9 protein-coding genes are annotated in these 12132 nt (G+C 74.3%); 5 read left to right on the top strand and 4 right to left on the bottom strand.

The annotated features are described in order from the left end of the window. Positions 1 to 3: 3 nt before the first annotated feature. Complete coding sequence (locus tag HDA32_RS23065; protein WP_179645188.1) at positions 4 to 1236, bottom strand: glycosyltransferase family protein; 1233 nt, start codon at positions 1234 to 1236, stop codon at positions 4 to 6. 710 nt (positions 1237 to 1946) lie between these two features. Here HDA32_RS23065 and HDA32_RS23060 point away from each other — a divergent pair. The 4 genes from HDA32_RS23060 to HDA32_RS23045 all read left to right on the top strand — a co-directional run bounded on the left by HDA32_RS23060 (position 1947) and on the right by HDA32_RS23045 (position 5301). Further along, positions 1947 to 2627: a sirohydrochlorin chelatase gene (locus HDA32_RS23060; RefSeq protein ID WP_179645187.1), complete on the top strand. Its 681-nt coding sequence runs from the start codon at positions 1947 to 1949 to the stop codon at positions 2625 to 2627. Positions 2628 to 2795: 168 nt separating this feature from the next. After that, the gene (locus HDA32_RS23055; protein ID WP_179645186.1) at positions 2796 to 2996 is read left to right on the top strand and encodes a hypothetical protein; all 201 of its coding nucleotides are present in this window, start codon (positions 2796 to 2798) and stop codon (positions 2994 to 2996) included. 251 nt (positions 2997 to 3247) lie between these two features. Beyond that, positions 3248 to 4168 carry an aminoglycoside phosphotransferase family protein gene (locus HDA32_RS23050; RefSeq protein WP_179645185.1) on the top strand — a complete coding sequence of 307 codons (921 nt, stop codon included), beginning with the start codon at positions 3248 to 3250 and terminating at the stop codon, positions 4166 to 4168. Between the two features lie 200 nt (positions 4169 to 4368). Next, a complete protein-coding gene (locus HDA32_RS23045; RefSeq protein ID WP_218882563.1) occupies positions 4369 to 5301 on the top strand; it encodes an LLM class flavin-dependent oxidoreductase in 933 nt (310 codons plus the stop codon). 362 nt (positions 5302 to 5663) lie between these two features. Here HDA32_RS23045 and HDA32_RS23040 read toward each other — a convergent pair whose 3' ends face one another. Together HDA32_RS23040 and HDA32_RS23035 are read right to left on the bottom strand one after the other, a co-directional pair. After that, positions 5664 to 6620 carry a quinone oxidoreductase family protein gene (locus tag HDA32_RS23040; protein ID WP_179645184.1) on the bottom strand — a complete coding sequence of 319 codons (957 nt, stop codon included), beginning with the start codon at positions 6618 to 6620 and terminating at the stop codon, positions 5664 to 5666. Positions 6621 to 6729: 109 nt separating this feature from the next. Next, positions 6730 to 10086 carry an acetyl-CoA carboxylase family protein gene (locus HDA32_RS23035; RefSeq protein WP_179645183.1) on the bottom strand — a complete coding sequence of 1119 codons (3357 nt, stop codon included), beginning with the start codon at positions 10084 to 10086 and terminating at the stop codon, positions 6730 to 6732. A gap of 109 nt (positions 10087 to 10195) precedes the next feature. Between HDA32_RS23035 and HDA32_RS23030 the strand changes: the two genes are divergently transcribed. After that, a complete protein-coding gene (locus tag HDA32_RS23030) occupies positions 10196 to 11194 on the top strand; it encodes a phosphotriesterase family protein (protein ID WP_179645182.1) in 999 nt (332 codons plus the stop codon). Between the two features lie 45 nt (positions 11195 to 11239). On the opposite strand, the gene HDA32_RS23025 is transcribed toward HDA32_RS23030, so the two are convergent. Beyond that, positions 11240 to 12064, bottom strand: a complete 825-nt coding sequence (locus HDA32_RS23025; protein WP_179645181.1) for an enoyl-CoA hydratase-related protein — start codon at positions 12062 to 12064, stop codon at positions 11240 to 11242. Between the last annotated feature and the right edge of the window lie 68 nt (positions 12065 to 12132).

Below are 12132 nucleotides of genomic sequence, written 5' to 3'. Positions count from 1 at the left end.
GGGTCATCGGAGGCTCCGGGCGAGCGGCGCCGGGCGGCCGGTCAGGGCGAGCGCGAGCCCGGGGACGCGGGCCAGGCCGTCGAGGTCGACGCCGGTGCGCGCCCGCCGCGGCCGGGCGAGCGCGCCGCGCAGCCAGCGGCCCAGGTCGGCCGGTGTCAGGCGGTCGGGGTGCAGCATGTCCAGCAGGCGGGCGCCGGCCATGGCGCGGGCGCGCACGAGCTGCTCGGCGCGGGGTTCGACGCGCGGGACCACGAGCAGCGGCGCCGGGCGGGCCAGCGCCTCGCAGACGGTGTTGTAGCCGCCCATCGACACCACGGCCGAGGCGTGGTCCAGCCACGGCGCGACGTCGGGGGCGAATGCGTGGACGGCCACGCCGGAGCGCGCGCCGGCGGCGGCCAGCCGGTCCCGCTCCTCCCCGGCCATGTGCGGGCCGGTGATGAAGACGCCCCGGACGCCCCGGGGGAGGGGCGCGGCGGTGAAGGCCTCGGCCAGCCGGACGCCGTCGGAGCCGCCGCCGCACAGCCCCAGCACGAACGGACCCCGCTCCGGGTTCGGGGCGGTGGGCGCGGGTTCGCGGCCGTGCGCGAGGTAGCCGGTGTGGGTGACGATGCCGGCCAGGTCGGGAGGGAGTTCCAGGGCGGCGGTCGGGTCGGCGATCGCGGGGTCGCCGTAGGCCCACACCGCGTCGAACCACCGGCGCAGCGCGGCCGAGCCCCGGCAGCGGATCCAGTCGTCGGCCGCCGAGGCCGGGGAGTCCAGGACGTCGCGCATGCCCAGGACGGTCCGGGCGCGGCCGGGCCGCAGCGTCCGCAGCGCGGGCTCCAGCTCCCCGAACGCCCCGCGCGGATGCTTGTCCACGACGAGCAGGTCGGGCCGGAAGGAGCGCAGCGTCGAGGCCAGGATCGCCGAGCGCAGCGCCAGCAGCTCGGACAGGTCGGCGGAGAGGTTGCGGGCCGTGTACCCGCCGCGGTCGTCCTTGCCCAGTGCGGGCAGGCCGACGAGGTCGCAGCCCGGCGGGCGGCGCAGGGCCGCGGCCTCGGGCGTGCCGGTGAGCAGCAGGACGTCGGGGCGCGGGTCCAGGCCGCTGAGCGCGGTGGCGATGGCGAGGTTGCGCCGCGTGTGGCCCAGGCCCTGGGAGTCGTGCGAGTACATCGCCACCCGCAGCCGCCGCCCGGGGTCCGGTCGGGCCGCGGACCCGGGGCGCGCCGCCGCGAGTCGCACGTCGTCCAGCGTCACGAGAGCCTCCACAGCCGGTCGGTCGATCCAGTGGCGGCGTGCGGCCGCCGATCGCGAAACCAACTGTGGCCGCGGGAACCCTAACGGTGGGTTAAGGCGACGAGAAGGTGACGATAGGCCCTTCCCTCCAGGTTTCACACTCCTTGACCTGCGAAGATGCGATGAAAAAGGAGACGCGTCCGATACGCGGGAAAACGCTTGCGCAATTGCAGGAAGGACGATGGCCCTTCCGGTCGATGATCCGCAAAGCGGAATCCCGCGCCGAGGTTATTTTCGGCGCCAGAAAGGGTATTCCTGTTTTCCCTGGTGCATCGAGATCCAATTGTCCTTACACGGTGTTCGTGAGCTCTCCAGAGAGGATGGGGATTGGCGGCGTCGGCCCGCCCGGGTCCGGGATGCCGGAAACCCGGGGGATCGGCCGAGTGTGGAGGGAGTGATGGGCGTAACAGTGGAGTGCCGTGGAAAAAAGGAATTCCGCCGTATAGTCTCGGCTTGGTGTGAATGTGAGCGCTGGTCGTGTGGGTGATGAGTTCCCCCGACCACTCTCCGCTACCGGCCGGAATGATCTTTGCCGCCTCTTTGTGCTGGTCAAACGCTGCCATTAGGCGCTGTTTTCACGTGCGTAACAGTGCTTCATTCACCCGAAACCCGTGGTCATTACGCTTCTCCGATATCGGGCAGGCGTTCTCGGCGATTCTAAGGAGACGGACATGGTTCCGACGATGGTTCTGGTAGCCGACGACTCGCACGACGCGCAGCGCACGGAGGGCCTGCGTGACCTCGCCGACGCCGTGGCGCGCCGGGACGAGGTCCCCGTGGTGCCGGCGTTCGGCCCCGGACCGGAGGTCGCGGCCACCGTCGACGCGGTCGAGGGCCCGCTCGTGGTGGTGCCCGCGTTTCTCGCCGGGGGAGATCTGGCCAGCGCCGAGCTGTTCGCGGGACTGGACCTCGACGGCCGCTTCGACGCCTGCGCCACCGCCCCGCTGGGCGCCGTCCCCTCGATCGTCGCCGACCTCGCGCGGCGGCTGGCCGAGGCGGGGTGGCGCCAGGGCGACGGCGTCGTGCTGGCGGCCGACGGGACGCCGGCCCAGGACGAGCGCCGCCAGGTGGCCGCCGTGGCGCGGATGCTCAGCCGCCGCGTCCAGTCGCCGGTCCAGGTCGGCTACCTCAGCGCGTGGGCGCCGTCGGTCTCCGACGCGGTCGCCCGGCTGCGCCGCAACGGCCGCCCCCGGGTGGCGGTCGCGGCCTGGCAACTGGTCGACGGCGCCGAACGCGAGCGGCTGGGCGACCTCGGCGCCACGGCCGTGACCGCACCGCTGGGGTCCGCCTCCATCGTCGTGGACACCCTGCTCGCCCAGCACCGCGCCGCGACCGCGCGGCTGGCGGCGTAGGTGCGCGACACCCGGTCCGACACGGAGTCGCCGATCGGGTACTCTCGGTGTCCAGGAGGTCGCCTCCTCGGGGATGGGCGAGGTATACACCTCCTGCGGGATGCGGGGGCTCCGGCCGGCGGCCGGAGCCCCCGCGCTGTCGGGAGACCGGGCCGCTACAGTCGCACAATGAGTTCAGCGCTACCGATCCTCGCCATCGTGCTGCTCGTGCTGTGCGGCCTCGTCGCCCTGGTCGTATGGGCCGTCGTCCGCGCGAGCAAGCCGAAGACACCGCCCCACCAGGGGCTCCACCAACCGCCCCACCAGGGGCCCTCCCCCTACGGTCCGCCCCCGCACGGGCCCCGGCCCCCGCACGGACCGCGGTACTGACCGGCGGCGCAGGGCCCGAAGGTCACCACCCGGCGGGGCGCCGCCGGACACCGCCGGACGAGGCGCGCGAGCGAGGGGAGACCGGGGCGGTCCAGGCCGCGTCCCCGCGCGGCCGCGGTTCCCGCGCAGGGATCCGCGGACCGCGGGCATGCGCGCGGGCCTGAGGGGGAAGGACAGTCGTATGCCCTCGATGAACGGGCCGGTGATGCGACGAAGAGCCCCGGACCCGATGGGGCCGGGAAGGTGGTTTCATGAGCGACGTCACAGCGCGGTTGGTCGACGACGAGCAGCGGGAGAGGCTGGTGCGCCGGTTCGGCGGCAAGGCGTGTGACTGGCTGGACGGGCTTCCGGCCCTCGTCGACGAGTTCGCCGCGGAGTGGAAGCTCACCATCGACGGTCCCACCCCGCACGGGCAGACGTCGGTGGTGCTGCGCTGCCGGCGCGTCGACGGGACCGCGGCGATGCTCAAGATCAGCCCCGATCCGGGCCTCGCCGCCTCCGAGGCCCGCATCCTGCGGCTGTGGGAGGACACCAGGAGGGTGCCGGCCGTCTGGGAGTCCGACCGACGGCTCGGCGGCCTGCTGCTGGAGGCGATCGAGCCGGGCCGCACCGTCTCCCAGATCGGCGAGGTCCCGCCCATGGAGACGATCGCCGAGCTGATCCAGGACCTGCACTCCGCCGACATCCCGCAGCGGGAACTGCGGGAGCTGCACCCGCTGCACAGCCGCATCAACTTCGTCTTCAGCCTCTGGGAGCACTACCGCTCCGACGGCCCGGCCGCCGACGTCGTCCCGGCCTCGGTGCTGCACCACGCCCACGCCCGGGCCCGGGCGCTGGCGGCCTCGGAGGACAACGTCGCGCCGCTCCACGGCGACCTGCACCCCGGCAACGTGCTGGACGGCGGGCCCGACCGCGGCCTGGTCGCGGTCGACCCGCGCGCCTGCGTGGGCGACGCGGCCGCCGACGCGGTGGACTGGCCGCTGTGGAAGGCGGAGTCGGTGACCGAGATCGAGCGCCGCGCCGGGATCCTCGCCCCGGCGATCGGCTCCTCGCCCGAGCGGCTGCTCGACTGGTGCCGGGCCTGCGCCCCGATGTTCGCGATCGCCATGGCCAACCGCGGCGAGACCGACCGGCCGGAGTACGCCGTCCTCACGGAGTTCGCCGGCTGCTGAGCGCGAGGCCCCGGCGGCCGCCGGGGCCGGTGCCGGGAGCGCCTCGCTCCCGGCCCTCGCGTGGGGGCCGCGCGGGCCCTTCCGGGCCGGCCGCGCCCGGCGTAGGGTCGGCTCCGTCGAGCGGATTCCCGAGTGGAGGAGTTCTCCATGGCCCGTCCCGAAATCGGCTTCCAGTTCCCGTCCGGCTGCCCCTCTCGGAGTTGACCCCGCTGGCGCGCGGAGTCGAGCAGGCCGGGTTCGACGAGCTGTGGCTGGTCGAGGACTGCTTCTTCGCCGGAGGGATCGCCGCGGCCGCGACCGCGCTGGCCGTGACCGAACGCGTCAAGGTCGGCATCGGCATCCTGCCGGCGGTCGCCCGCAACGCCGCGTTCACCGCCATGGAGCTGGCCGCGCTGGCCGAGGCGCACCCGCGCCGCCTCATCGCGGGAATGGGGCACGGCATGCCGGACTGGATGCGCCAGATCGGCGCCGCACCGGCCTCCCCGCTCACGGCGCTCGCCGAGCATCTCGACGCGGTGCGCGCCCTGCTCGCGGGCGAGACGGTGAGCACCCGGGGGCGCTACGTTCAGCTTGACGGGGTGCGCCTGGAATTCCCGCCGCCGGTGCCGCCCCCGGTGGTGGCGGGCGTGCGCGGCCCGAAGTCGCTGGAGGTGTCCGGGCGGCACGCCGACGGCACCCTCCTGGCCGAACCGGCCACGCCCGCCTACATCGCCGCGGCGCGCCGGGCCATCGCCGAAGGGCACAGCGACCCGCGCCGACCGCACCGGATCGGCGTCTACACGTGGTTCCACGTCGACGAGGACCCCGACCGCGCCCGCGCGGCGCTGCGCCCGGCGATCGCGGCCGTCGTCACCGAGCCGTCCTGGGCGGCCCACCTCGCCCCGCTCGACTTCGGCGAGCAGATCCGGGAGATGGCCGACCTGTCGGCCGAGGAGCGCGCCGTCGCCCTCCCCGACTCCTGGATCGACGAGCTCGCGGTGGTGGGCACGCCCGAGGACTGCGCCAAGCGGATCGACGAGCTCTACCGGGCCGGCGCCGACGCCGTGGTGCTGTGCCCGCCCGGCGACGTCCCCACCCAACTCGACCGCGCGGGCCGGACCCTCCTGCCTCTGCTGGACGCCGCCGGGCACTGACGGCCTTGGCCCCAGAGGGCTGAAGACCCGTTCAAGGCCGTGAAGGAAGCCTCGGTTCCAGGGAGCTCTCAAGGCCCGCCCCGGGAGGGATGGTGCGCGGGTGGGCGATGCTCTCGCGTGGCCGAAGGCCCATGGACGCAAAATCGCCCTCACGCGCGCGAAGCGCACGCCGACACCGTGGACACAGACCGACACCGCGGTTTCGGCCCGGCGCCCAAGGGCGGCGGTGTGCGTTCAGTCTTTGGGTTGGGGTTCACGCCCCTGTGGCCGGTGTTTCACGCCCTCGGTGGCCGAGGCGGGCGGGCACGGCGGCCCGTTTCTTCACCGCGCGCCGAAACCATGGTCGCGTCCCGGCGCCGCGCCTACCGGGTCGGGTCCAGGACGAGTTTGCCGGTGGTCCGGCGGGAGCGCAGGTCCTCGTGGGCGGCGCGGGCGTCGGCCAGGGCGTACTCGCCGCCGGTGACCGCGCGCAGCTCGCCCTTGGCCACCAGGTCGAACATCTCCGCCATCGCCGCGTGCACCACGCCGCCCGGCAGCAGGAACGCGTGCGGCAGCCACATGCCGCTCACCGCCGTGGAGTGGCGCATCAGGTTGGGCAGCTGAATGGGTTTGGGGGCCTCGCGGCCGGCCATGCCGTAGAAGGCGAGGCGCCCGAACGGCGCGAGCGCGCGGACGCTCTCGTCGGTGACGCGTCCGCCGGTCATGTCCAGGACCGCGTCCACGCGCCGGCCGTTGTTGGCCTCGGTGAGGGCCGCGGTCATGTCGGGGGTCGTGGAGTCGACGGCAGCGTCGGCCCCCAACTCCAGGGTGAGGTCCCGCTTCTCCGCGCTGCTCGCGGTGGCGATCACCCGGCCCGCTCCGAACGCCTTGGCCAACTGCACCGCCAGCGATCCCACACCGCCGGCCGCCGCGTGCACGACGACGGACTCGCCCGGCTCCAGCCGCACGTTCTTGCGCAGCAGCACCCAGGCCGTCGCGCCCTGGACGACCAGGGCCAGCGCGGCCACGTCGTCGACGCCGTCGGGGACGTCGAAAACGAGATTGGCGTCGGCGACGGCGCGCTCGGCGTAACCGCCGCCGTTGACCATCGCCACCACCCTGCGGCCGTCGGGGGTGCGGCCCGCGATCTCGCTGCCGGGCACCAGGGGCAGCCTGGTCTGGGAGAGGTAGGAGTTCTCCGCCTGGTGGGTGTCGGCGTAGTTCACCCCGGCCCGGGACACCTCCACCGGCACCTCACCGGGGCCCGCCTCGGGCTCGGGAACGTCAGCGAGGCCGAGGACCTCGGGGCCGCCGAACTCGGTGATCTGAATCGCTCGCATCGGTCGCTCTCTCCATCCAGAGGAAACACTCGCCAACCGAGCATACCGACCAGGTGGTATGCACAGTGCGCCCGTGCGGCCGCGATTCCGGCTCCCGGTGAGCGCTCCGTCACCACGTCTCGATGTGGGTCCGCTTCTTGGCCGCGCGGGGCGGGGGCGCGAAGGAGGCGAACGTCGTGGTGATCCACCGGCGCGTCTCGGCCGGATCGATCACGTCGTCCAGCTCGAACACCGTCGCGGCGTTGTGCGCCTTGCCCGAGTCGTAGTAGGCGGCCACCAGCGCCTCGAACCTGCGCCGCCGCTCCTCGGGGTCGGCGATCGCCTCCAGTTCGCGGCGCGCGCCCAGCCGGACCGCGCCCTCAAGGCCCATCGCGCCGATCTCCCCGGTGGGCCAGGCCACCGTGGCCATCGGGGCCCGGAAACTCCCGCCCGCCATGGCCTGCGCGCCCAGACCGTAGCCTTTGCGCAGCACGACCGTGCAGATCGGGACGGACAGGTTCGCCCCGTTGACGAACAACCGGGCGAAGTGCCGCACCGTCGCGGTGCGCTCGGCCTCCGGGCCGACCATGAAGCCGGGGGTGTCGCACAGCGAGACCACCGGCAGGTCGAAGGCGTCGCACAGTTGAAGGAAGCGCGCCATCTTGTCGGCGGCGTCGGCGTCGATCGCGCCGCCCAGGTGCGCCGGGTCGTTGCCGACCAGCCCCATGGTGCGGCCCTCGATCCGGACCAGCGCCGTGACGACGCCGGCGCCGAAGTGCCGGCGCAGCTCCAGCACCGAACCGGTGTCGGCCAGGGTCTCGACGACGCGGCGCACGTCGTAGGCGCGCAGCCGGTTCTCCGGGACCGCGTGCCGCAGCAGCCGCTGGTCGGGGGCCTCCCAGTGCGCGGCGTCGCCCTGGAAGTAGCCGAGGTAGCGCCGTGCCACATCGGTGGCCTCGACCTCGTCGGCCACCGCGACGTCGACGACCCCGTTGGCCGTCTGCACCCCGATCGGGCCGACCTCCTCCGGTGCGTAGGAGCCCAGGCCGCCGCCCTCGATCATCGCCGGGCCGCCCATGCCGATCGTGGAGTCGGCCGTGGCGATGACGACGTCGGCGCAGCCCAGCAGCGCCGCGTTCCCGGCGAAGCAGCGCCCTGCCGCGATCCCGACCAGCGGAACCAGCCCCGAGAGCCCGGCCAGGCTCTGGAACGTGGTGACGTCCAGCCCGGAGACGGTCGTGGTGTCGGTGTCGCCCGGCCGCCCGCCGCCGCCCTCGGCGTAGAGCACGACCGGCAGCCGCCGCCGTCCGGCGAGGTCGAGCATCCGGTCCATCTTGCGGTGGTTGAGGTGGCCCTGGGTACCGGCCATCACCGTGTAGTCGTAGGCCATCGCGGCGACCTGGGTGCGCTCGGGCCCGAACAGCTCCCCGTTCACCCGGCCCAGTCCCGTCACCAGGCCGTCGGCCGGGCTCTTCTCGGCCAGCTCCTCGGGGGATCTGCGGCGCCGCTGCGCGGCCAGCACGAGCGGGCCGTACTCGGTGAAGCTGCCGGCGTCGCACAGGTCGTCGATGTTCTCCCGCGCGGTGCGTCGTCCGGTGCCGTGCCGCTCCGCCACGGCCTGCGAACGCGCCCCGTCCAGCGTCGCGGCGTGCCGGGCGCGGACCTCGGCGAGATCGGGGCGGATCGCGTCGGGATCGATCTCCCGCCGCGCGCCCCGCGCCTCGGCGGCGACCTCTTTCTCCAGCATGACGACCAGGGGCTCGCCCTCGACGACCGTGGCGCCCTCGGCCACGCGGACCTCGGTCACCACGCCGCTTCGCGCGGCGGTGACGACGTGCTCCATCTTCATGGCCGACACCACCAGCAGCCGCGCTCCGGCCGCGACCTCGGCCCCCTCCGCGACGTCGATCCCCGCCACGGTGGCCGGCATCGACGCGCGGACCGCGACGTGGCCTTCGGGCACCGGGAGGCCGCCGGATTCCGGCCCGGTGTCCCGGCCCTCGGCCCCGGCGCCCTCCGTCCCCGCGGCCTCCGCGGCGGCCGCCTCAAGGGTGCGGGCGCGTTCGCGCAGCCCCGCCAGGTGGTCGGCGACGAACGTCGTCGTGGCCGCGGCCTCCCGGACGTCGGGGTGGGAGACGACGGCGCGCAGCAGCGCGATGTTGGTGTCGGCGCCGGCGACCTCGAACTCGCCCAGCGCGCGCTCGGTCCTGGCCAGGGCCGCGGCGTGGGCGTCGGGCGGTCCGGGCGGGACCGAGCCGCCGCGCGCGTGCACGATGACCTTCGCCAGCAGCGGATCGTAGCCGGGCCCGGCCCGGTAGCCGGTGTGGCCGTGGGTGTCCACCCGCACGCCCGGCCCCGTCGGCGGGGTGAAGGCGGTCAGCGCCCCGGTCGAGGGGCGGGGCGACCCGTCGGCGGCCTGCGCCTCCAGGTTGACCCGGACCTGCACCGCGCAGCCGTCGGGCTCCGGGCGCCGCCGCGGCGACAGCCCGACGTCGGCGAGCGTCGCGCCCCGGGCGATGCGCAACTGCGCCGCGACCAGGTCGACCCCGGTGATCTGCTCGGTGACCGTGTGCTCCACTTGCAGCCGCGGGTTGGCCTCGATGAACACCGCGCACGCCGCGGGGTCCGCGCCCGCCGCCACGGCATCGGTGTCGACCAGGAACTCCACCGTTCCCAGCCCGCTGTAGCCCACCGCCTCGCCCATGCGGACCGCGCAGTCGAGCAGGTGCTCCCGCAGCGGCTCGGGCAGCCGGGGCGCCGGGGCGATCTCCACCAGTTTCTGATGCCGGCGCTGGATGGTGCAGTCGCGTTCCCACAGGTGGGTCACCGCGGTTCCGTCGCCGACGAGCTGCACCTCGACGTGGCGGGCGCGGGGAACGAGCCGCTCGACGTAGAGGTCGGCGCGGCCGAAGGCGGCCGCGGCCTCGGCCGCGCAGTCGCGGTAGGCGTCGGCGAGTTCGTCGGCCGAGCGCACCGCGCGGATGCCCCGCCCGCCGCCGCCCGCGCACGCCTTCACCATGACGGCGCCGCCCGGGCCCAGAGAGGCCAGGAAGGCGGCGGCCTCCTCCTGGTCCGTGGCGCCGCGGGTGCCCTCGGGGACGGCGATGCCGAGGTCGCCGGCCAGACCCCGGGCGCGGGCCTTGTCGCCGAACAGCGCGAGCACGCCGGGGTCCGGGCCGACGAACGTCAGCCCGTCCTCGGCGCAGCGGGCGGCGAAGCCGGCGTCCTCGCTGAGGAACCCGTAGCCGGGATGGACCGCCGCGCCGCCGGCGTCGCGGGCGATCGCGCGGACCGCCGCGCCGTCGAGGTAGCCGGCGGCGCCGGAGCCGGGCAGCGGGCGGACGGCATCGGCGCGGCGCGCGTGCGGGGCGCGGGGCTCGTCGGCGGTGTGCACCGCGATCGTGCGCAGTCCCAGGTCGGCGGCTGCCCGCAGCACGCGGACGGCGATCTCGCCCCGGTTGGCGACGAGAACGGTGTCGAATCCCATGGTGCCGGGGTTCCCCTTTCGGTCTATACCGACCGGATGGTATGCAACCGGGCGGGAATCGTCTAGCGTGTGATCCGCGCCACTTCCGCGCATCGACGAGAGGGTGAGGATGGCACAGGTCGAGACGGTTCGCGGCCCGATCCCCGTTGAGGAGCTCGGCACGACGCTCATGCACGAGCACGTCTTCATGGTGAACCCGGAGCTGCTGGACAACCACGGCGACTTCTGGGACGAGGAGGTGCGCGTCGCCGACGCGATCGAGCGCCTCGGGGAGCTGCGCGCACGCGGCGTCGACACGATCGTGGACCCGACGGTCATCGGGCTCGGCCGCCACCTCCCGCGCATCCAGCGGGTCAACGCCGAGGTCGACATCAACATCGTCGCCGCCACCGGCCTGTACGCCTTCCACGACCTGCCGCAGTTCCTGCACTACCGGGGGCCGGGCACGCCCCTGGGCGGCCCCGAGCCGATGACCGAGATGTTCGTCCGCGACATCCGCGTGGGCATCGCCGACACCGGGGTGAAGGCCGCCTTCCTCAAGTGCGTCGTGGACGAGTACCTGACACCGCAGGTCGAGCGGGTGGCCCGCGCGGTGGCGGCGGCCAGTGTCGAGACCGGCGCCCCGATCACGGTGCACACCAACGCCGAGGCGCGCAGCGGCACCGCGGCGCTGACGTGGTTCGCCGAGGAGGGGGTCGACCTGACCCGAGTGGTGGTCGGCCACGCCGGCGACAGCAACGACCTCGACTACCTGAGGTCGCTCGCCGACCAGGGCGCCGTCCTGGGCTGCGACCGCTTCGGCGTCGACACGATCAACCCCACCGAGCGGCGCGTCGCCACCATCGCGGCCCTCGCCGAGCAGGGCTACGCCGACCGGATCGTGCTCTCCCACGACGCCTGGTGCTACGCCGACCTGTTCGCCGGAGAGGAGACCATGGCGCTGGTGCGCCAGGTGCTCCCCAACTGGAACTACCTGCACATCAGCGACGACGTGCTGCCGGCGCTGCGCGCGGCGGGCGTCACCGACGCCCAGATCGACATGATGCTCACCGGCACGCCCCGGCGCTACTTCTCGGGGGCGGACGCGCCGGAGGCGGCGTCCGGGTGAGCGGGGCCGTTCCGCTGCCGGGGCCCCGCGGCGGCTTCCGGAGCGTCAGCCCCGTTCACGGGGCGGGAGGCCGGCGAAGTCCGGCGTGCGCTTGGCCAGGTGGGCCGCGAGGCCCTCGGAGAAGTCGGCGCCGGCGAACGCCTCGGGCATGAGGGCCGCCGCCTCCTCGCAGGCCGCGGTCAGATCGCTGTCCATCCCGCGGTAGACCTGCGCCTTGATCCACGCCATCGAGGCGGGGGAGCTGCCCTCGGCGAGGATGCGGGCGTGGTCGAGGGCGGCGTCGAGCACCTGGTCGCGGGGGAGCGCACGGTTGACCAGCCCGATGCGCTCGGCCTCGTCGCCCAGCACGATCCGCGACGACAGCAGCAGGTCCAGCGCCCTGGCCGCGCCCACCAGGCGGGGGAGGTGCCAGGCGATGCCGTACTCGGCGACCAGGCCGAGCCTGCTGAACGCCGTGGTGAGCTTGGCGTCCTCGGCGGCGAAGCGCAGGTCGGCGAAGAGCGCCACCACCAGCCCGACCCCGGCCGCCGGGCCGTTGATCGCGGCGATGACCGGTTTGCGCAGCGTGGTCGGGAACGACAGCGGGCGCTCGCCGTGCTCGAAGCCGGATCCGGCGGCCCCCTCCACCATGGACAGCGCCTCCATGTCGGCGCCGGCGCAGAACCCGCGCCCGGCGCCGGTCACGACGACGACCCGGACCCCGGGGTCGTCATCGGCGGCGCTCATGAGGCCGAACAGCCGCTCCGCCATCACCGGGTTCCACGCGTTCAGCCGGTCGGGGCGGTTGAGCGTGAGCAGCAGGACGCCATCGCGGTTCTCCGAGAGCACCTGCGTCTCCGGATCGTTCGCCCAGTCGGGGGCCTCGGGCATGTCGCCTCCTCGTCACCGTTCAGCCGGGTCCGGCTGATCCTACCCCCGAGTAACGTGACGCGGGCCAC

The sequence above is a fragment of the Spinactinospora alkalitolerans genome (assembly GCF_013408795.1).
Taxonomy (GTDB): Bacteria; Actinomycetota; Actinomycetes; order Streptosporangiales; family Streptosporangiaceae; genus Spinactinospora; species Spinactinospora alkalitolerans.
This window is presented reverse-complemented; position numbering and strand designations above follow the sequence as displayed.

Coding starts and splice junctions, on each gene's coding strand:
- HDA32_RS23060 (WP_179645187.1), top strand. CDS start 1,947: ATGGTTCCGACGATGGTTCTGGTAGCCGACGACTCGCACGACGCGCAG.
- HDA32_RS23055 (WP_179645186.1), top strand. CDS start 2,796: ATGAGTTCAGCGCTACCGATCCTCGCCATCGTGCTGCTCGTGCTGTGC.
- HDA32_RS23050 (WP_179645185.1), top strand. CDS start 3,248: ATGAGCGACGTCACAGCGCGGTTGGTCGACGACGAGCAGCGGGAGAGG.
- HDA32_RS23040 (WP_179645184.1), bottom strand. CDS start 6,620: ATGCGAGCGATTCAGATCACCGAGTTCGGCGGCCCCGAGGTCCTCGGC.
- HDA32_RS23035 (WP_179645183.1), bottom strand. CDS start 10,086: ATGGGATTCGACACCGTTCTCGTCGCCAACCGGGGCGAGATCGCCGTC.
- HDA32_RS23030 (WP_179645182.1), top strand. CDS start 10,196: ATGGCACAGGTCGAGACGGTTCGCGGCCCGATCCCCGTTGAGGAGCTC.
- HDA32_RS23025 (WP_179645181.1), bottom strand. CDS start 12,064: ATGCCCGAGGCCCCCGACTGGGCGAACGATCCGGAGACGCAGGTGCTC.